The organism is Flavobacterium endoglycinae (assembly GCF_017352115.1).
Lineage (GTDB): Bacteria > Bacteroidota > Bacteroidia > Flavobacteriales > Flavobacteriaceae > Flavobacterium > Flavobacterium endoglycinae.
Genome location: NZ_CP071448.1, coordinates 4,430,996 through 4,452,217 on the forward strand (window position 1 = coordinate 4,430,996; position 21,222 = coordinate 4,452,217).

The 21,222-nt window shown below is 42.7% G+C and carries 18 protein-coding genes; 4 read left to right on the forward strand and 14 right to left on the reverse strand.

Going from position 1 to position 21,222, the window contains the following annotated elements:
• Window positions 1-39 precede the first annotated feature (39 nt).
• From J0383_RS19470 to J0383_RS19500, 7 genes are all read right to left on the reverse strand, one after another.
• The gene (locus J0383_RS19470) at window positions 40-471 is read right to left on the reverse strand and encodes a response regulator (RefSeq protein ID WP_207295624.1); all 432 of its coding nucleotides are present in this window, start codon (window positions 469-471) and stop codon (window positions 40-42) included.
• On the reverse strand, window positions 468-1,919 hold the full coding sequence (locus J0383_RS19475; RefSeq protein WP_207295625.1) for a sensor histidine kinase: 1,452 nt from the start codon (window positions 1,917-1,919) through the stop codon (window positions 468-470). The genes J0383_RS19470 and J0383_RS19475 overlap by 4 nt, the downstream gene beginning before the upstream one ends.
• A 106-nt stretch (window positions 1,920-2,025) precedes the next feature.
• Window positions 2,026-2,403 (reverse strand): response regulator, encoded by a 378-nt coding sequence (locus J0383_RS19480; protein ID WP_207295626.1) that lies wholly within the window; start codon window positions 2,401-2,403, stop codon window positions 2,026-2,028.
• A 755-nt stretch (window positions 2,404-3,158) separates the two neighbouring features.
• Window positions 3,159-3,494 carry a hypothetical protein gene (locus tag J0383_RS19485; RefSeq protein WP_207295627.1) on the reverse strand — a complete coding sequence of 112 codons (336 nt, stop codon included), beginning with the start codon at window positions 3,492-3,494 and terminating at the stop codon, window positions 3,159-3,161.
• Window positions 3,495-3,688: 194 nt separating this feature from the next.
• Complete coding sequence (locus tag J0383_RS19490; RefSeq protein WP_207295628.1) at window positions 3,689-4,282, reverse strand: IS3 family transposase; 594 nt, start codon at window positions 4,280-4,282, stop codon at window positions 3,689-3,691.
• 16 nt (window positions 4,283-4,298) lie between these two features.
• Complete coding sequence (locus J0383_RS19495) at window positions 4,299-5,480, reverse strand: IS3 family transposase (protein WP_207295629.1); 1,182 nt, start codon at window positions 5,478-5,480, stop codon at window positions 4,299-4,301.
• A 686-nt stretch (window positions 5,481-6,166) separates the two neighbouring features.
• Window positions 6,167-7,147, reverse strand: a complete 981-nt coding sequence (locus tag J0383_RS19500) for a hypothetical protein (protein ID WP_207295630.1) — start codon at window positions 7,145-7,147, stop codon at window positions 6,167-6,169.
• A 712-nt stretch (window positions 7,148-7,859) separates the two neighbouring features.
• Between J0383_RS19500 and J0383_RS19505 the strand changes: the two genes are divergently transcribed.
• Window positions 7,860-9,005, forward strand: a complete 1,146-nt coding sequence (locus J0383_RS19505; protein ID WP_207295631.1) for a Gfo/Idh/MocA family protein — start codon at window positions 7,860-7,862, stop codon at window positions 9,003-9,005.
• A gap of 380 nt (window positions 9,006-9,385) precedes the next feature.
• Here the strand turns inward: J0383_RS19505 and J0383_RS19510 are convergent, their stop codons facing one another.
• From J0383_RS19510 to J0383_RS19530, 5 genes are all read right to left on the reverse strand, one after another.
• Window positions 9,386-9,700 carry a hypothetical protein gene (locus J0383_RS19510; protein WP_207295632.1) on the reverse strand — a complete coding sequence of 105 codons (315 nt, stop codon included), beginning with the start codon at window positions 9,698-9,700 and terminating at the stop codon, window positions 9,386-9,388.
• A gap of 48 nt (window positions 9,701-9,748) precedes the next feature.
• A complete protein-coding gene (gene ligD / locus J0383_RS19515) occupies window positions 9,749-11,797 on the reverse strand; it encodes a DNA ligase D (protein WP_207295633.1) in 2,049 nt (682 codons plus the stop codon).
• Window positions 11,798-11,940: 143 nt separating this feature from the next.
• Window positions 11,941-12,120 carry a DUF3606 domain-containing protein gene (locus J0383_RS19520; RefSeq protein ID WP_207295634.1) on the reverse strand — a complete coding sequence of 60 codons (180 nt, stop codon included), beginning with the start codon at window positions 12,118-12,120 and terminating at the stop codon, window positions 11,941-11,943.
• 33 nt (window positions 12,121-12,153) lie between these two features.
• Complete coding sequence (locus J0383_RS19525; RefSeq protein ID WP_207295635.1) at window positions 12,154-12,453, reverse strand: hypothetical protein; 300 nt, start codon at window positions 12,451-12,453, stop codon at window positions 12,154-12,156.
• A gap of 461 nt (window positions 12,454-12,914) precedes the next feature.
• The gene (locus J0383_RS19530) at window positions 12,915-15,653 is read right to left on the reverse strand and encodes an ATP-binding protein (RefSeq protein WP_207295636.1); all 2,739 of its coding nucleotides are present in this window, start codon (window positions 15,651-15,653) and stop codon (window positions 12,915-12,917) included.
• Window positions 15,654-16,510: 857 nt separating this feature from the next.
• Here J0383_RS19530 and J0383_RS19535 point away from each other — a divergent pair.
• A complete protein-coding gene (locus J0383_RS19535; protein ID WP_207295637.1) occupies window positions 16,511-17,020 on the forward strand; it encodes a response regulator in 510 nt (169 codons plus the stop codon).
• 85 nt (window positions 17,021-17,105) lie between these two features.
• On the opposite strand, the gene J0383_RS19540 is transcribed toward J0383_RS19535, so the two are convergent.
• A complete protein-coding gene (locus J0383_RS19540) occupies window positions 17,106-19,097 on the reverse strand; it encodes a PAS domain-containing sensor histidine kinase (protein WP_207295638.1) in 1,992 nt (663 codons plus the stop codon).
• A 512-nt stretch (window positions 19,098-19,609) separates the two neighbouring features.
• Here J0383_RS19540 and J0383_RS19545 point away from each other — a divergent pair.
• Window positions 19,610-20,080, forward strand: a complete 471-nt coding sequence (locus J0383_RS19545) for a response regulator (protein WP_207295639.1) — start codon at window positions 19,610-19,612, stop codon at window positions 20,078-20,080.
• Window positions 20,081-20,245: 165 nt separating this feature from the next.
• Here the strand turns inward: J0383_RS19545 and J0383_RS19550 are convergent, their stop codons facing one another.
• Window positions 20,246-20,440, reverse strand: coding sequence for a hypothetical protein (locus J0383_RS19550; protein ID WP_207295640.1), 195 nt, complete (start codon window positions 20,438-20,440; stop codon window positions 20,246-20,248).
• Between the two features lie 95 nt (window positions 20,441-20,535).
• Here J0383_RS19550 and J0383_RS19555 point away from each other — a divergent pair, with 95 nt between their 5' ends.
• Window positions 20,536-20,913, forward strand: a complete 378-nt coding sequence (locus tag J0383_RS19555; protein ID WP_207295641.1) for a response regulator — start codon at window positions 20,536-20,538, stop codon at window positions 20,911-20,913.
• Window positions 20,914-21,222 lie beyond the last annotated feature (309 nt).

Genomic DNA, 21,222 nt, shown 5'->3' on the forward strand with positions numbered 1-21,222 from the left:
TTTGGTATTTAATTCTGGGTCGATCTGTTCATTTTTTAATCACGATGTCCCGTCAAGGAGTATTTTACGCAGGTGAAACTGCACAAACGCATCCATTGAATCGGGCCTTTTCGTGTTGTCGGTGTAGTTAAGGGGTTTTATGATGTAACCCGAAATACCCAAGTCCTCGGCAGCAGTCCTGTCAGTGCCCTCGGAGGAGGTGGTCATAACGAAAACTTTCAGTTCTTTCAGCCTTTCATCACGTCTGAGAATTTTCAAAAATTCTATGCCGTTCATTTTCGGCATATTAATATCAAGCAGTATTACGTCCGGGATGAGAGGATGCTCAATGCCGCGCAGCAGCTGTAAAGCTTCCAATCCGTTGTAGGCGGTGTGAAGCGTGTATTCAATCTCAAGTTTTTTCAGCGAACGTTCTACAGATATAGTATCAAGCTCATCATCTTCAATGAGCAGAATATTTGGGGTTTTCATACTGTTTTATTATTTCTCCAAGTGAAGGAAAACACGGTTCCTTTATTTGGAAGTGATTCTACGTGGATGGTTTCTCCTCGGTCTTCTATGATTTTTTTTACTATGGCCAGTCCCACTCCGGTGCTTTCTTTTTCATTTTTCTCCCGCAGGGTCTGGAAGATCTCGAATATTTTCTGATGGTATTGCGGATCGATGCCGATTCCGTTATCTTCAACTGAAAATTCATAAACGCCATCTTTTTCCCTGCATCCGATTTTAATGGAGCCGTTTTGGGGTTTAGCATACTTTACCGCATTGCTGATAAGGTTGGAAATGACCTGTTCAAACTTCAGCCGTTCGGTGAAGATTTCCGGCAGCGGCTGCACTTCTAGATTAAATTCCCTGGGAACTATGGACTGGGTGATTTCATTAACCAGCACATTGGTATCCACCGTTTCTGGAGCAGTTTTCTGGTTGGTTCTGGCATAATCCAGCAATCCGTTAATAAGCGCCTCCATCCGCCGGGTCCGCTGGGGGATAATATTGAGGTAACGGCGCATGGCAGGAGAGATTTCACCTGGCAGATCTTCTTCTATCCAGGAGATTACATTATATATCCCGCGCAGAGGTGCTTTAAGATCATGGGAGACCACATAGGCGAATTTATTCAGTTCTTCATTTTTATTTTCAAGATCCTGTATGTTTTTCTCCAGCTTTCTTGACATGATATTAAGGGAAGCTGCAAGGGCACTCAGCTCATCGCGTTTGTTGTCACGGATTATAGTAAAGCGGCCTTTGGAAATCCAGTCTGCAAGGCGTACCATGGAATTGATCCTATTGGTAATCATAATTACAATATAGGCCGTGCTGCAGATGCCGACAAAGACCGTAAGGGAGAGAAAGATAAGCGAATAAGTTCTGGTTTTGGACATGGAATGCATCAGCATCTCGCTGTGGTGGCGGCGGGTTTTATATTCCAGCTTGTCAAAGCGCTTGAATTTGGCAGAGATAGAATCATTAATGTTTTTACCTACATGTTTTCTAAGCTTGGTTTCCAGCAGATCACGATAGAGCGCTGGACTTTCCATCCGGGCTTTAATGAGCTGCGCAGTATAGCGCAGCCATTGGTTGTGCAGCACACTTATAGAATCCAGTATAAGCCGCTGGGTCTTGTTATTGTCAGTCAGGGCATGCTGCTCTTTCAGATAAAGGGGCACTTTCTGCAGCCCGGTATAATAGGGCTGCAGGAAGGCGGTGTCACTGGTCAGCAGATAACCTCTCACTGCACTCTGCATTTCGAGCACTGCTCTGTGGGTTTTGTTGGAATTTCGGATTACATCCTCGGATCTTGAAAGAAACTGGGAATTTTTATGTACTTTAAGCGATTGGCGGTAGTTGGTGTAAGAATCCGCCGCAGAAAGCAGAATAATCAACGCAAATGCCAGCAGTATTTGGGTTGACAGCTTCATTTTCTTTCTGTTATCAGTAGTGGATGCCCATTATTTAACACTGAATATAAATGATAAACATTATATTCTGGCAACGCATGTGCTGTATACTTTAAATTGTAAAGCATCAGACGGTAAAATTTTTGAGGATCGTTTTCATCTCATTAAAATCACTGGGTTTGCAGATGTATCCGGCGGCCCCAAAACGTGCGGCCTTATTTTTATTTTCCTGCATTTGGGAAGTGGAGAAGATTATAACGGGAATACTGCTTGTACTGTCCTGCCTTTTCAATTCTGCCAGCAGTTCAAAGCCTGACATAATTGGCATATTCAAGTCCAGAAAAATCAGATCAGGCTGCAATTCCTTTCGGATCAGTTTATGAAGTGCTTCAACCGGATTTCTCTCGGCAGTATAGTCTGCATTTGACACAGCATGAAGGGCTTCCATGAAAAAGTCGCAGTCATCAGCATCGTCGTCAATCTGAAGTATGTTGGTGTATGTCATTTGGTGGAATTAAGGTGAATTTGCGGTAAAATAAGATCTTATTTCAATAAATTATGTCCAGTTTCTGTAACTGTATCAAGCATTAATTCATAATATGCCATCATCGTCATTTTCAATGTGCGGCAGTGAGGGGATGGATCATCGGATTGCATAAAAATACATAATACGTGTACGATGATAATATACCAAATGGCCAAGAGTAGAGCTGCTTCATAAAGATATGTTTTGGTTTCGGATTTAGTTATAATAATAGCTATAAATGTAATATTACTGGATGACCCGGCTTTTATATGATTATGTAAAGACCTTACATAATTAACATGTTATTGCCTTTCTAGATTACCTATACTCATAACAATTTATTTTTTAAAGATTTAAAAACAGAGAAAAAGCAGGAGATCAAAACTCCTGCATTTTTAAAATGGCATTAGTCCTTCGATATATATTTACTTTAAACTTAGTGAAATTATCCTGTGTTTTAAAGATTTTGTTACTACTGCCTTTTCACAATTAACCCAATGATCACGAGAAAAAAGATTATGCTGTTTCTAATAATAGAGAATTGATAATACTAAGCAAAACACTACAGAGAAATAAGGCTGCTTAACAGAAAATATTGGGTGAATTTGATAAGTACAGCACCTCAAAAATGGGAAGAGTAAATTTTTGATATCATTAAAATTACAATGAATTTTCTAGTTAATTATATACTTAATTATCTGCAATTCGCTGCTGGATTTAGGATTTGCTTCTTTTTATTTCTGCCCGGCCGTATCTGATGTAAGTTTACTGATCTGCGCCTGTAATAAAACAAACTGTCCGTTAATAAATAATGAAGTGAGGGAGGAAATTTCATCCCAGCTGCGGGATTTAACTTTTAATTCAAGATCTTGGTTTTCACCATAAATAAAATATAATGTCTGATCTTTTTGAATTTTCAAAACATATTCTTCATCATGGCATCCGATCCAGAAAGCCGCCTGTTGATTATCATTTAGTTTCATTTCCTCAAAAGCTGCAATAACCTCAGGGACTGCCGCCAGATCTATTGAACCTCCCCAGTTTTTTTCAATCCAGAATTTTATTTCCATAGCTAATATAAGTAATTCCCAGTCTCTATACTGCACTGTTTCTGCAGGCAGATTTTTGTAAAATAAAATTTAAGAAAGATAGTAATTTTGATTAATATGATAATGAAAAGCGGATTACAATTTTCTTCTAAATCAATCTTAATTACATAAGCTGGAAAATGTGCATTAATTCGCGGAGAAGAGATTAAGGATAATTATTTTTTTACCCTGGCTGAGAGTCCAAGTTTCTCCATATATTTTCTTACTCCGCTGCCTGTGATCTGATATCCTAAATTCTGCATTTCAGCAGCAATCCGCTTACTTCCGTACCGCTGTTTAGAAGCAAAAAATATTGATGTGATTTCTTGTTCAAGCAAAATTTGTCTTTTCTGCGTGTCAGTAAGAATGTGGTTTTTCCATCTGCTGTAGGTTACAGTCCCGGCTTCTAAAACGCTGCACATTAATTTGACAGAGAAGTTTTTTTCATTGCTGTAAATGAATTGAAAGATAGATTCTCTGCCCTTATTTAGGTATGGCCCTGCTTTTTTTAAAATCTCGAATTTTAAATCAGTTTTATTTATTTTTTGCCTCAGCCGGCGTATTCTTAAAGCAGTGGATTTTAAATTTAGATAAAAATCACTGGAATAATTTTTACTGCCTGATTTTTCAAAATGCTGTCTCCATCTTGTTAAAGCTCCTGAGAATAAACCGAATTCGTTTTCTAACTGCGTAATACAGTTTCTTTGGTAGCTGGTAATCACTATCCTTTCTTTGAATACGCATTCATATTTTTTTCTTTTTCCTTTCATGTCTAAATAATATCGCCTAAGTATGATCCCTCTGGGAGCAGGCAGTTTGTTTATTAAACTGTTCTATAGTTTTATATTGTAATGACGAATGAATTCTTTTTTGGTTGTACCAGTTTTCAATAAATTCAAATATTTCATTTTTCATTTTCTTTACTGTTAGGAGTTCTTTTTCTCGATACACCAGCTCTTTTTTTAATGAGCTGAAAAAACTTTCGCAGGCAGCATTGTCAAAATGGTCTCCCGTACGGCTCATACTCTGGATGCATTTATGGGAATCCAGTTTTTCAGCGAAGCATTTATTTGCATACTGGACTCCTCTGTCAGAGTGAAATATTAACCCCTCGGATATAGGGCGGTTATTTACAGCCATTTCCCAAGCGGGGATTATGGTCTTCTGCGCAGAGAGCCTTCTGCCGAGGTTCCAGCCTATTATTTTGCGGTCATAAAGGTCCATAATGACAGTAAGATAGATAAAACCTTTTTTGGTCTGCAGATAGGTAATATCGGACACCCATATCTCTGCATGTCCCTTTACGTTGAATTTACGGTTCAGAAAGTTTGGAGACGTATAATGGTTATGATTAGAATCTGTGGTAACTCTAAATTTTCTTTTCTTCTTACGTTTGAGCCCCAGCTGTCTCATATAAAAAGAAACCTGCCTGCGGACAATCTTGTATCCTCGCCGGCTAAGTTCTTCTGCAATTTTAGCTGCTCCTTGATTTTTTTTAAATGCATAAAATATAGTTGCCAGTTCTTTTTTTAAGGAAATCAGGTACAGCTGTTTTTCTGATATTTCATTTTTTTCCCATCTATGGTAGCTGCTGTAGGGAACATCCAGCGTCCGGCACATGAGCAGAATTGGATATTTTTTTCTTTTTCTTTTCAAGAACTGGTAAATTTTCAATCTTCCCTGGTTAAGACATGGAGAGGCAGTCTTTAAAATTTCAAATAAGAGTTCTGATTCTTTAGATTTTTTTTCAAGTTGAACGATTTTCTTCTTCTCAGGATTTACTCTTTCATATCCAGATCCGGGAAAACGCCCTTCCCCGAATTTCTGGTATTCCTGCCTCCATCTGGTCAGCAGGCAGGGGAGGATGCCAAGTTCTGCCGCGTATTGCTTCAGGCTGCTTTTTTCATAACTCAGCGTAACGGCATTGTCTTTAAAGGTACGGTCGAATTTTTTGTATTTCGTTTTCATTTTTTTTCTGCATTTTCATCATTAATATACTGACACTGTCGGATCTTCCGAAATTTCTGTTCATGGATCATGATATATTTTCTTTTGAGTAAAGCAGTCGTAAATAAGTTCAATTTTTGTACAATTCTTTTATTAATTAAGCTTTCTTGCTGTCAGGCAAATGGAATCAAGCCGGATTCCCGTTAACCTAATGCATCGGACGGCTCGTCTGCAGTAATTTTTGCTTCTTTATAACTGGAATGCCGCTCTCTCGATTGTCCGGCATGTTATGCTGACTGGGCAATGATCAAGATAACATACCCTATAAACACAGCAAAAAACCGCAGTGTTTTATTTATGCTTTGGTAATTAATGTATTGATAAGCAAGGGGGCGTATATTATTCATAAAAAATAGTATCTTTGAAAAACTGTACATTTTTTACAAGCCTTAAAATGAGTAAGCCTCTTTTAAATTTAGAAGAGGCTTTTTTAAGTAATTCATATTGTAATTCAGTAATTATGCAAGATTCTTAGTCTTTAAGAACTCACTATAATCAGGTGTAATAACAATCAGTAAATAAGCATTTTAATCTCTTAGTCTGCGACTCTGCCCAGCCGTCCGCAATTCCATTAATTATTAATGTATAAAAAAATGAAATTTATTTTAAACCAATCAGTTTAAAATTTATTTAATAAGGCTAAACAGTTAAGGGCGATCAATTTCTGTATTGGCGGCAACAAGGCGGAAAAGGGGCTCGTATTTTTTTATATGGCTGTCCAGATTTTTTTCTGCCTTTACGGGACCTATGCTCCCCTGGATACAGTAGAGTATGCTTTCTTGAATAGCCATGAATTGCAGCATGCGTATCTTCATCCTGCGGCCGCCGTCAGTTATGATTTCTTCTGCTTCAATCATTATTCCCGGCAGTTTGCCAATTTCGAGGGTCTCGCTTCGAAGAAGCCTGCTTTCAAGAGGAAGCATATCTGAAACTGTTTCCCTGCTGAGCACCATTCCGCGCATGGAATCAGGGAGTTCGAAAGCCATGACTATTATTTTTTCATCTCCCGTTCCGCTGCAGCTGGTAAACTGCTGTATCGTCTGGGGATTTTCAGCCTCTTCCGCCAGCCAGCTTTTAGGGATGGGAATTTGGAGGTCAGCCTTATCCGCTTTCGGATGATTTTCGGTCATAAAAATATTCAGGTGCCCGTCGATGATTTCTTGATGCGGGGCGTCATGGTAGATAAAAGATATAATACTTTTCTGCACTGCGGTGGTATTTTGCAGGGCAGCTTTCTGTTTTAAAGAGGCGATAAAATCCCTGGCGTGTTTTTCTTCTATGGGATTTTTGAGCTGCTGTTCCAGCAGGGAATCAATCTGCTTTTCCAAGACTGTTAAATGGCTGGGGCGCAGTTCTTCTTTTAGAAAACGGCTGATGTTGACCGCCGCACGCCCATAGGAAGCCTGAAGGCTTTTCTCTGCAGCTTGTACATCAGCATGAAGCTGCGGGAATTGTCTGGACACTTCCTTGAGGGCGGCATTCTGTCCCCTTAGATAGGCGTACGTCTCACAGGCAAGAGCTGCTTTTGCGCTGTAGGATTGGGTCTGGGCAGGAGCAGAAACGGAAAAAAGGAGAAATAACAATGCAGCTCTCAGATGACGAAGTGCTGTAAATGGCTGAAAAGACATAAGTTGATTCTTTGGGGGTGTTAATCTGTTTATTTCATCTGCAAATCTTATAAAGCTTCTTTAACTCTGCTTATATCATTTATCTCCAGCATTATATAATTCACACTGTAAGGCTTCTAGCTGGGAATCTGTAATTTTTGCCCATGGTTTCCAGTCCACTTCCAAGGGCGGCGGCACAGCATCAAGATTAAAGACAGTGGTAAATCAGGTTAGGAATGCTTCGTCAATCTGGTTAAAAGTTTAAAGCCGGATTTAATTGAAATTCAGTAACTAAGGTAAGAAATCATGTAACGTAATGATTGTTAAAGGTACTAATTTCAATATTCAGTTTTGCATACTGCAAATTTGATTTCCTTAAATCCTTCTGCTATGATTTCTATTACTACCCATCGCATTACTCTGCATATCAACGACAGGTACTGCTCAATATATGTTAAGCCTCCGCTGTCATTTGTGGATGTGCTTCGGGAAAAGTTGGATCCCGCCTGAACGAAAAAAGCTGCGGCCATGGACAATGAGGTGGCTGCGCTGTGCTGGCCGACGGGAAAATAATTTTGAGCTGCCCGACATTAGGTGTAATGAAAACGGGACAGCAATCACTGCCTGCAACACAACTGGGAAAAGTATTACGGATCTTTCCATTCATTTTGACAAACTGCTATAAAGAGAGTTTCATTCATAATAACAGATAAAAAGACTAATAAGCTGCCATATGGAAAAATATAAAATAGGAATAATAGGTTATGGTGGTTTTGGAAAATTCCTGCACCACTGGTGGAATCAGTTAGAGAACGTAACAGTTCAAGCCGTGGCAGATTCAGGACAGCATCACCAGCATGTTGAGAACTGCCGGGTATACCACAATTATAAAGAACTTTTGGAAGATCGGGAAATTGATATTGTCAGTATCGTACCCCCCCCGGAGCTTCATGCCGGGATGGCCTGCGAGGCAATGCTGGCGGGCAAACATGTACTGCTGGAAAAACCTGCCGCTACCAGCAGGGAAGACGCCGAACGAATTCTGGAGGTACAGAAACAGACCGGCAGAAGCATTACCGTAGATCATATGATCCGCTACAATCCGATTATCAGAGCGTTTATGAAAATTGGCGGGAGCGGCGCCCTTGGAGAGCTCCGCCATGCTGTAGTAAACAACTATGCACAGGATGAATCCCTGCCGGCAGAACACTGGTTTTGGGATGAAACTGTGTCAGGCGGCATAATGGTAGAACACGGAGTGCATTTTTTTGATATTATAAACGCTCTGGGAAGACAGCATTATAAGGACGTGAAGGGTGCTTGGCAGTTTCGAAATGATAAGCAGCGCGACCGGGTTGCCGCGCTTGTAACTTATGATCAGGGACTTACGGCAAGTTATTATCATGCTTTTTCAGGCCCCGGCTTTTTCGAGCAGACTACTATTTTACTTGCTTACGACCTGGCGCGTATTGAGATTGAAGGCTGGATGCCTATGAAAGGAAAACTTCATGCCGTAACAGAAAGTAAAAATGCAGAAGCTTTTAAAAGCATTCCTGGATGGAAAGAAACAAAAAGGGAATCCCTTGCAGACGCAGGAGATGATTCAAGACCCGAGGGGTGGGGAGAGGGTTCGGAAGGGCCGGCATCGGATCAAAATACTATAACGGCCGGAGGAACTCAATACGAAGCGGATCAGGTTATTCATGGAACTTTTGAAATACAGCAGACAAAAGGAGAGGTATATGGAAAATGCGTGCAGGAAATACTGCTTGACCTGATTGAGAACATTGAAGATAAAAACCATAAACCTTCCATTACCATCCATGACGCTGTTGAAGCCCTTGAGATAGCACTGCTGGCTTCCAGTGCGACAGCTTAAAAGGATAAAATATACGGGCTGTTCCTAATCATGGGCAGCCTCCAAGGATTCGGGGGTATTGGCTGACAGGGAACTTTATAAGCTGCAGCGGACTAATCTGTCTTTCGGGAGATCCAATCGCCGTACATTCTAATCTTTTGTATTTGATTATTTAATGCCGGCAAGGATTTCTAGTGCCGCAGCTGCCATAAAGCTGAATAAAGGGTAGTTAACTGTGAGAATGGCCTGCTGGTGGTAGAGAAAATACCAGCAGGCATCATAAAAATTATTACAGGCTTAGAATTTCTGGTCCATCCGGCATTCACATCCGTTTATAAGATATTGGGTGATAAAGTAAATCCCCGATAACATAAAAACAAATAAACGGCAGTATTGTACTGCTAATATTCAAGGTGATTCAAAATAAATCCTTCCAGTTCCTTGTCGACCATAGGATCACTCTTCTCGGAGGTGCGTATTTTGCTGTACAGGGTTATGGAGTTATCGTTTAGAAATACCTTCATATTGTCCAGGCATGTAAGAAAATCGTATCCTGAATCCTGCCACATCGGTGCTCCGCTGGCCGAGAGATCCATAAGGGAAATGCTGTATTTACGCAGCTGGCTGGTGGTTCTGCCCTCTTTTATAGTAATTTTGATTTCAAAATCATTGTCCTGGTCTTTAAATGACCCGGTAAGAAAGTATGCTGTGTTCATAATAAATGTTTTTTACAGCCTTAACAGTTGAATCAGGAAGGCCGCGGGTTAATAAAATATGCTCTGCGCTTTGGCCACCGCTTTCTTCATATTGATTCCTTTTTGCAGCGAACCCTTAAAAATATCACCCTCAGCCCTCATGCGGGCGATAGAATTCTCGATCGTAAAATCTTTTATCGCAAGACCTTTTTTTACTTCTTCCCAATGCAGGGGCATTGAAACAGTTGCGCCGCTTTTCGGACGCAGCGAATAGGGGCATGCGATGGTTGCTCCCGGTCTGTTCTGAAGGAAGTCCAGATACATCTTTCCTCCGCGGTTCTTGATCTGCCGCTCAAGACTCGTGAAATCTTCCAATTGTGAATGGACGATAGATACGATCATTTTTCCGAACATCTGGGATTGGTCGTAGCTGTATTTTGCGCCTAGGGGAATGTAGATGTGTATCCCGGTTGACCCCGATGTTTTTACATATCCGGTGATTTGCAGCGCGTCGAGCACATTTTTCACTTCGCCGGCAGCCTGGATCACCTGCTCAAATGTATTTCTGTCCGGATCAAGGTCAATCACGCAGTAATCGGGATTATCAGGATGCTGAATACGGCTGAACCAAGGGTTCATTTCGATACAGCCAAGGGATGCCATGTACAAAAGCGTTTTCTCATCCCCGCCGACAAGGAATTCCTTGCTTTCACCGTCACTGGTCGTGTATGGGAATGTCTTTGCCCACTCTGGCGCTTTCCCTTTGACGTCTTTCTGGTAAAAACTTTTTCCGTGGATGCCTCCCGGGAAGCGGTTCAGCGATAAAGGACGGTCCTTGAGGTAGGGCAGGATAAATTCGGCGGCCTGATAATAGTAGTTGAACATATCGCGTTTGGTAAACCCGTCCTCGGGCCAATAGATTTTGCTTAGGTGGCTGAAGGTAAGGTTATGCCCTTTTATTTTCTTGGTCTGTGTTTCCTCTGAGGGATTCAGCAGTGTCCGGCGTGCAGATTTCTCAGGTGGGGTAAGGGGCGGGGAAGGCGTGTTGTTATGCGCCCCTTTCTTTTCTCTGACAAGTAACTCGGAGGATTCCTCTTTCTCCAGCACTACGTCTGAAGCTTTTTTATCGGAGCGCATCCCCTCAAAGGAAGGATGGCGGAAAACCCCGTCCGAAGTGATCTCGGCGTAGGAGACCTCGCATACCAGGACAGGCTTGAGCCAGACAGCCTGCGCATGGGGCGGATCGGGGCGGAAGCGCGAGGGCTTGTTAATGTCAGGCTCATTTTCAAAAGGCACCGTTTTGGTTATAAGGGGCGTGAACTGGTCCATCATTTCGCGCTGCATCTTGTCGGTGAAGCCTGTTCCCACTTTGCCGGTGTATAGCAGCGTCCCGTTTTGATAAACGCCCAAAAGCAGTGAGCTGAACAGTTTTGAGGATGTGTCGTTCTTGGTGTAGCCGGCAATTACCACTTCCTGTCTCTTCTTTGCTTTGATTTTAAGCCACTGCTTGCTGCGGCTGTCGGGAATATACAGCGAATCTTTTCTTTTAGCCATAATTCCTTCAAGGCCCATTTTGGAGGCCGTCTCAAAAAAGTCCAGACCGCCGTCGAAGGTCTGGCTAAGACGGATCCTGTCGTCGTGAGTCGGAAGCATCTGCTTTAGAATAAGCTGGCGGTCAGAAAGCTCGAGTTCCATCAGATTGATGCCGTTGTACCATAGTATATCGAAGATGTAGAAAACCAGATGGCCATCCGCTTCGCTGCGCCAGTTCTGCAGCGCGCTGAAATCAGCTTTTCCATCTTCTTTTATGACAAGGATCTCCCCATCGAGCACTGCATTGTTTTTCCATTGCTGCAGCGCTGAGGTTAGCGGATAATATTTGTCGGTAAACGATTTGTTGTTACGTGAGGCCAGACTGACATTGCCGCTGCTGATATAAGCAATGCAGCGGTAGCCGTCCCATTTAATTTCGTAGCTCCACAGCGGGTCGTCAAAGGGCGCATTGACAAGGGAGGCCAGCATCGGTTTGATGCCTGAAGGCATGCTTCCGGTCTTACCTGTCTTCAGGAATGCCTTTGGGGTGTGCCCGCTGTTTGTCATATCTTTTTTCTTTGCCATTTCCTTTATGTATTAAATAGATAAAAATTGAAAGCGGAGGATGGGTACAGTTCAGTGTGCCGGTACAAAAGAATGTGCGGCAAAAATCCCCATTACATATTATTAATTGTTTGCTGGGGATTTAGTTTAGAATATATATTGTGCTATTTGGAGCCGAGAGCCTGTGCAACAGCATCAGCAGAATTTCCTGCCTTGTCTACTGCTTTTTGCAGCTCTTCCCTGCTGACCTTGAACTTTTCGGTCCAATATGCTACCTCGTGGTCTTCATTCATATTAATGCGTGACCTGTCCTGGACCCCTTTTTTATTTAAATCGTCGCTCATGATAATCTGCTTTAAAATTAATACGTTTTGTGATCAGCTGTTAGCAGCTGCACTGCCGGTGCTTCCTGCACCCCCTGAGTTGTCGTTTCCTGAATTTTCATTACGCTTTGGACTTGTTCCATCCTCGTCGTTTGGATCTATACCGCCCCAGCCTCCTGTATTTTCATTTTGGATCGGACGGTCATTATCCTTGCCATTCAGCATCTGGTGGTACGGGCACTTCTGAAGTTGTTCTTCACTGAAATTATTTATGTTTTCCATGATTGAAATATTTATGATTAAGCAGCTTAAAATTAAGCCGATGTCTGGAATAATACTTACAGGACTAAGCACAGAGTTTATTAAATTATCATGCGCCGGGAATCTCAAACCGTTTTTTTCCTGATGCTGCAGTGTATCCCGAATGCATGTCAGGACGGTTAGGGCGGAATATCAGCCGCTATTTAACATCTGTTCTGCTGTAACTTATAAATAATGGTTTCATTTTATAATCTGCAGCATGATTGGCTGGCATTAAAGGATATTTTGTCTGCGGAGTGTGTAATTTTATGGGAAATCTTCTATAGACTAATTAATAATCAAACTAAAACATTATGAAAGCAAAATTAAAAGGGTTATCATTTTGTGCCTCTTTTCAAGTCTGCTGTCTGCGCAGAAAGAATCCTCCAAGCGGCTTTAAAGACGATATTAAACTGGATATCTGTGATTGAAAAGGAGACTAGCGGGTATTTTTAGGAGCTAAGGCCCCGAAGGATTCACCAAATGTTTTAATTATATTGTATGATGATACTGGCTTAGCTGCCTGGTGCAGGAATGGTAAAGCAGAATTTTGCTCCCTCACCCTGCCTGCTTTCAACCCATATGCTCCCCCCATGCTGACGCACTATGCCGGCACTTATGAACAAACCAAGTCCTATTCCTGAGAAACCTGCTGCATCTGAGCTTCGGAAAAAGGGCTCAAAGAGATGGTGCTGAACCTGTTCATCTATGCCGATTCCAAAGTCCTGTACACATATCCTCACTTCTTTTGTAAGCGATGCCAGATGTACAATGACTTTTTCGGCTTCTGGTGAATATTTAACGGCATTGGTGATGAGATTGATTAAAACCTGCCTGATACGTTCCTCATCCGCAAATATTCGTATATCCGGCTCGAGTTCCATTCTTATGCTGTGGCTTCCTGCGATACGCTGTATGTTTTCTATAGTATCAATAAGTAATTGATTCAAATCAAATTCTTCTTTTTTTAACGGTAGTCTGCCTTCTGTAACCAAAGAACTGTCAAGCAGGGCATATATCAAAGAGGTAAGCCTGTCTATCTGAATGTCCATCTTCCTCATCAGGCCGGCACTCTGCAGATCACCATTTTCCACAAACTGATCTTCAAGGATTTCCGCATAGGACTTAATACTGGTCACCGGTGTCCGCAGCTCATGGCTGGCAATGCTGATAAACTGCTCCTTCTGCTGTTCTAACAGTTTACGGTGGGTGATATCAAACATCACCCCGACTATTCTTGCCGACCTGTCTTGTTCCCAGGTGACGGTTCTGCCATAGCCGCTCATCCAGCGTATCTTTCCATCAGGGCGGATTATTCGAAAGGCTTCTGCATGGTATTGTCCGGTGTACTGAAAGGCCTGCATTAATTGGTTTTTTACCATTTCCAAATCATCAGCATAGACAAATTGAAGGAAATAATCGGCAGGCTTCAGCAGCTGGTCAGGCTGCAGTCCCAAAAGTAAATAGTGCTGCTCATTCCAAAGAATTTGATCGTCTTTAACGTTCCAGTCCCAAGTGCCCATTTTAGCACTGTCCAGTGCTATTCGATATCGTTCCTCAGCAATACGCAATGATTCATCCGCCTCTGCTCTTTCTAAGGCGGCCCATGTACGTTCGGCAGCTTCTTCTACCAGCCGTATTTCGTTATTTTTCCATCTGCGGGCCTGCGAACTAACTGCGGCCATAGACCAAAGCGGCTTCTCACTGCCCCTGCGTACTGTTGCCGCTATCATGGCACGCATACCTAATTTGCCGCTGTTCTTAATTTCATCTTTTGAGAGGCCCTGCCGCTCGAGTTCATCCTCAATCACCAAAGTTTCGCCGGAAACGGCTTTAAACGCCTCTGGGTAATCAGATAAAACGAAATGATCGGGCAGCGGCGCAACGGTATCATTTCCAAGCTGATAGTTCAGGTAGGCACGGTTTTCATCAAGGCAGTAGGAAGTAATGTAACTGCGGTCCAGCTGCATATGGTCAATCAGTAATTGAAGTGCCCGGTTAGCGACCGCGCCGGCCGTTATTTCTGTCCGCAGGCTGTCTGACAGCTTTAAAAGGAACTCCTGGTCCAGTTCCCTCTGTTTCCGGTCTGTAATGTCATCATAAACCGCAGCAATGAAAGGACTGCCGCTATCCCCAACACGGGAAAGATAACAGGTATACCACCGGCCTAATTGCTGCACTTTATATTCAGTGCGGATAGGTTCGCCGGTGTAATAGACTTGTTCCAGCATTTCATGCCATGCCGGTTCAAGATCGGGCACAAGCTCGCTCATACGTCTGTTGGTGGGGTTCTTGATGCCGGTCATCCGTATAAACGATGGGTTATCATCCCTATGCCAATAATCCACGATCTTACCATCGTCGTTAAAGATCAATTCCAGCAGACTGAATCCTTCATCTATGGAATTGAAAAGCATACGGTATTTTTCTTCTGTCCGCTGCGTAATTTCATCCTTGAGCCTGAGTATTTCTGCTTCGGCATGTTTCCTCTGGGTGACGTCTGCAGCTGAAGCCACCAGACCATCTCCCAGCTTGGCTGCCAAAAGATGGAACCAATAGTTGCTGCCTTTAAGTTTTAGCTCTACTTCAGTATCGAGGCTGGCACCGGTTTCTACGACCTGGCAGTACTTTTCAAATACTAAAGAGTCTCTTATTCCAGGATATGCCTCGGAGCAGCGCTGGCCGGTCCGGTCGTCCAGTGCATGTTCACGAGCTTTCTGGTTTTCGAGCTGGAGTTCAAAATCTATAATTCTTCCTGTGCTGTCCCGCACTGCTTTGTGGTAAGAAATGGGATTGATAATGACATCAAATACGGTCTGAACCAGCTCTTTGGCAGCATTGGCCTCAGTTATGTCTTTCGTGGTTGTGGCCACACCGTCCCCCTGCTTAACCGTAGACTGGAGAAACCAGCCGTCAAACTGCTCATGAACGTAATGCCTTACGCTTTGATCGGCATCGCCTGTTTCCACTACCTTTTTAAATGTTTCGAAAATGCCTTCTTTCACGACACCGGGATTCAGAGCCAGCAGGCTTTTACCAATGACATTGCCGTAGAATTCTTCAGAAGTTTTGTTGTTCAGTATCCAGATAAAATCAATAATCTCATGCTTTTCATTACGTACGGCCTTGAATACCTGTATCATATCCAGACTGCTGTCAATAGTTGCCTGCAGCAGTTCAAGAAGCTCATTATTATTCAGATTTTGCTCGTATTTACCTCCAGCTGGGGTTTGGGAAAATGTGTTCTCTGCCATAGTATATTGTTTATAAGGCCTGCATACGAAAAAGCTTTCCAATGAAAACGTCCGCCCAGGATCATCTGCTGTACGGAGCCCTGGCTTGGCGGAAATTATGATATTGGTTTACTTGATCCTGCCTGCCCCAGCAGCATTGAACAGGAAATAATAAGGGGGCTGGTTTTAATGAATGTAATTTCGAAAGTCCAATAGGCCATCAGTATAACAGCAAAAGGTGGAAACAATTTACGCTTTTTTTTTAGAATTGTAGTATTATTATGTAATAAAAAGATTAATCTACATTTTAAAAAATGGTATCTTTTAATATACAGATAGCTATATTAGTGCCTCCCACAGACAGAATTGAATTTAAAAGCATCAAGAAAATACAGATATAAAGGATTAAAATTTAAAAATAAAGGCTTAAATATACTCTAATCTCCACTAGATAAGTATTGATTTTTATAAAGCAGCAGTTATTTAAAATTTACTGTGCCTGATTCTAACGCGAAAGTCAGTACACTGTGCTTTCTTAGAAAACTGGGCTTAAAATCTCGTTCATAATTTGCAGTGTTTATTTCGGTTAATGAAACATGGTCTGCCGCACATGCTATAGTGCAGGGAAAGGATGCAGATAGATCCTTATGGAGGTCTTGGAATTTTAGGTCTCTTTTGTGCCGGATTTTTCTACGCCATCCATAAAAGGATTTTTAAAATCTTTACAAAGAAAATGTCAGTACTGGGACTTGGAATCTGTTCTTTTATGCACAGGCACGGTCGATATAATGCAGACATTCTAATTCTTAATAAATATTGGGCATAAGCATTATTGTATTCATTTATATGCTACTTTTGAAACAGCAATACCCTTCAAGATGATGAATTCTAAAAACTCAGCAGAGTCCGCTAAAGGATTAAATGAAATCGAGCCGGTAAAAATTATATTGGCTGATGATGACAAAGATGATCAGGAATTATTCAAGGATGCCCTTGACGCAGCGGACATTCCTTCCGATGTTACTGCCGTGGACAACGGCCAGCAGCTCCTTGACAGATTAAAGGATGATGCAGAACCAAATCCTGATATGGTTTTCATTGATGTAAATATGCCGGTTAAAGGCGGCAGACAGGCGCTGAATGAGATAAGGAGTGATGAGAAGCTGAAGGATATCCCAGCGGTTATGCTTTCCACTTCAGGCCATCCGCAGGATATTGAGGATGCATTGAGCCATGGGGCAGACCTTTACATACAGAAGCCAAATTCTTTTACCGGCTTTGTTTTATTGCTGAAAAAAGTATTCTCCCTTCATTGGGCAAAAACGCTGACGAATCCACTTAAAGATTTTTTTTTCCTTTCGGAAAATAATATTTCAAAAAAGGATTAAATATCGTCACTTGCATTGGCTATGGAAGGCTGCCGGGAAACAGTACCGCATTTGTCTGCCTCTGTACTGCCTGCCCAGGAAATTGTCAATTGTGTTTTGGCAGGTACACGTTAAATACCGCGCCGTTTTCACTGCTTTGGCCTGCATCAATCTCACCGTGGTGGTTCTGCACGATTTTCCTGCACATGGCCAGTCCTATTCCTGTGCCCGCAAACTCGCTTTTGCTATGCAGCTTCTGGAATATGTTGAAAATTTTCTCTGTATCTTCAGGCTTCATGCCGATGCCGTTATCAGTGAACTGGATTTTATAGTAGGACAGCCGCTCGTTCAGATGCACGGAGCGGATCTCTTGGACAGATGCTATAGTGCAGTTTATATGGATTTTGGGCTGCAGATCGGGGCGTATGAATTTCAGGGCGTTTCCAATCAGGTTAAAAAAGAGCTGTGACATCTGCAGGGGAATGCCTTCAATGACTGGAAGCTCCTTCCACGTAACTTCCGCACCTGTGCGTTCGATCAGCACATCATAATCTTCCAGCGCCTCCCGGGCAGTATCCTCAAGGTTTACCGGCTCAAACGCTGTCCCATTTTTAGGAAGGGCGGAATAGGCGAGCAGGTCCCGGATGAGTCTGCTCATGCGTGCTGCCGCATCTGTGATTTTGTCTATATAAGCCTGTGATTTTTCGTCAAGGTTCCCTCTTATTCTGTCCTGCAGCAGTTCCATAAAGGTGCTGATTTTGCGGAGCGGTTCCTGCAGATCATGTGAGGCGATATAGGCAAACTGTCCGAGCTCCTTATTGGAATGGGTCAATTGAAGGTTGGTCTGTTCAAGTTCCTCATTTATTGCCCGTAATTCCTCCATTGCGGCCTGGATCTCCGCGGTACGCTGCTGCAGCTGGTTTTCCAGTTCCATCTGCAGTTCCATCTGGATGGTGATGTCCTGCGCTGTCCCGTTCATGCGTACCGGCCTGCCCTCGGGGTCAAAAACAGTTTTTCCCTGGGCATGCAGGATTCGTTTCTTTCCTGTGCCAGGATGAATTACCGTGTAGGTTTCGTCATATAACCCGCCGGACTCAGGGTTCAGTGCCCATGCGACCGCTTCTGCTACTCGTCCGCGGTCATCTTCGGATATGATAGGTATAACTTCATTATAGTCCCTGGCGGCAGGGTCATAACCAAACCATTCTATCAGGCGGTCGGAATAGACAAGGCCGTTTGATGCGGCATCGATGCTCCAAGTTCCCAGCTGGGCCAGCTCGACTGCGCCTCTCATACTCTGCTCGGCTTCCTGCAGTCTGCTGCGGGCTGCCACTTCTTCTGTTACATCGATTGCCGTGCATATAACGCCATAAATTTCCCCTTTGGTATCATATAATGGCTTGTAGGTATAATCATAGTAGCCGTAATAGGGAGAACCATTTTTGACAAACATGATACGCGCGGCGTTTTCGGTATGGATTTCTCCCGTTCCCAGCACATTGCTGTAGGCCTGGAACAGATACGTCTCCCGGAGCTCCGGAACAGCTTCCATTATGGGCCTTCCGATAATGGAATCGCCGCGTCCGAATATTTCAAGCATTTTCTCATTGGCTTCCTTCAATACCATTTTGGCTCCCGTATACACTAATTTTGCGACAGGTGAATTGTAAAAAACGGTACGCGCAAATTTTTCATTTTCCTCAGCCTTCCGCCTTTGTACAACCTGAAGGGTAGTGTCCATTACCCAGATGGCAACTTTTTGCACCTTCCCCGTGCTGTCTTTAAGGGGATTGTAGACAAAAGAAATGTAGATGGTTTCTTCCCTTCCGTTCTTGATCCGTCTGCGCTCGGACTCATCGGCTCGGTAGGGCAGCCCGCTGGCCACCACCTCTGCCATTGCGGATTCGTAGGAGTGCCGCACCTCAGGGAATGTATCCCAGTAAAAATTGCCAAGGATGACATCGCGGGATCTGCCTGCAAGTGCGATAAAGCTGTCATTTACGATTTCAGCCACAAGGGTCTGGGCATTCAGGACGCAGATGCCAACCGGCGCATTCATCACTAAATGGTAAAGTTCCTGTTGGTTTTCGACATTCATAAAATTATAATTGGATAAAGGCGGGCAGTTTTTCCTCTTAATAATGCCTCAGGCATTATAAGAATTTGTGCGACAGCGTCTAAATTAGTTAGATAGTGGGTTAAAGATATACATTCAGAAGCAGCTTTTGCAATAATGTATATAGAAATAAGCATATAATACAAAATTCACCAATTAGAGCAGTATGCTTTTACATAATTTTTAATTTTTATTACAAGATTTAATGACTGCATACAATTCTTGGCAAGATGTCTTTTTAATTTAATAATACCGCAGAGAAAGTTATAGTAAGGACAGCATTCAATTAGTTATCTTGCTGGATGAGCGGTGTTAAAGTATTTTTTTGTAGTACTTTTAAAAAAAAAAAAATAGCCCTATATTTGCTTTTTACCAGCCGATCCACGGATATAATTCGATCGTTTATGGATTTACAAAGGACTATATTAATTTTTTTAGTATAACTCTCTGCAGATTTACAGCGCTTGTCTTGCACTGCACTAAATTTGAAAGTTATGTTAGAAAAGCACAATTCCACTAAAATTATTTACCATGCTGATGACGATGAGGATGACAGAATGCTCTTCACCGATGCCGTCGATGAACTGGCTCTTCCGGTCAGGGTCCAGCAGGCATCCGACGGGCAGCAGCTTCTGGATATCCTTTTGCGAAATACGGAGCGGCTCCCCGATATTGTATTTCTGGATATCAATATGCCCTTCAGAAACGGCTTTGAATGCCTTGAGGAAATCAGGAGGGGAAAAGTGCCATTAAGGGAAGTAAAGGTGGTCATGCTCTCCACCAGCGGCAGCCCGGAGAATATAGCCCGCGCTTTTGAGCTCGGCGCCGACCTATATGCGGTGAAGCCCAGCAGTTATCAGGGGCTTAAAGAGCTGCTCTCTGAGATACTGGGGGTAGGGAAAAAGCAGGACCGCGAAATAAAAAGCGGCCATAAGGTCTATTCCAGCCCGACCTGGCTTTTGTGATTTTTAATGTTCTTGTGGGACGATAATGATGATTTTTCTGTAGTCTGCAGGCGGGCAGAGTTATGCAGGATCTGATTGATGCTGTGTTGTGAATTGCCGCCGTAATCTGACCTGAGTGGCCATTACCTTAAGGTGGTTTCCTGTCTGTTTTTTTAAGTTTGAAAATTATTTTAGCCTTAATTTTATATCTACGTTTATTTTTTGAGAGCTTTTTCCGCTATACGCTTCAATCTTCTGCGCCGAACCCGGCGCTGAAGGATTTCCGCTGCTATCGGGGCTAAAAAGGCCGAAATGATACTTATTGAAAACGATCCACAGTGCCGCAGTCGCTGTATAGTCTGTTTTTCTTCCTGCAGCCATTTTTTTTGGTAAGATAATTTTAACATGGCTTTTAAAATCCAGCTGCCCAATAGATTCGTATATCTGGCTGATAAGAATCTAGGAGAACAGTGGCAATGGAAATACTTTTAATTGATGATGATCAGGATGATGTGGAAATATTCATCGATGCACTTGACCAAGTGGGGGAGAACTTTATGATTTGCTCATCCGTAGATTCAATTTCAGCCCTCCACCAGCTTTCATTCTCCAATAAGCTTCCCGATGTTATTTTTTTGGATATAAATATGCCGCGAATGGACGGATATGAATTTATAAAAGAAGTAAAAAACATTGAACGTCTGAAGGATCTCGATATTATTTTGATTTCAAATCCTCCCGAGGAGCTTGTAATTCCTAAAATCAGCCATTATCAAAAGGTGCGTTATCTGGCCAAACCTGCATCCTATGACAGTTTGAAGAATTCTTTAAGCCGGCTTTTGGACCAGTCATAGAACAGTGCGGTTTTGATTTTGCTCACGAAGTGTACAAACAGCGCTTGTCAGCCGTTTATTTTATCCTTATGGTATCGCGATAGCCATTTTTCCATTCTCTAGAGCAGTTGGATTTCCTGCGGGTCGCCCGTTGGGTTCGAAAGCCCGGTTATGGTTCTTGAGTAATGGAATTTTTTGTCCTCAAATAGGCATGTGAACCGAGGCAGTTCATTATGGGAGACCAGCCAACTCCCTGTTTTTTCTTTTTTATCTCAAACTTCTTCATATCTCTTGCACTGTCAATGCTGCATTTCGTCTTTAAATTTATTC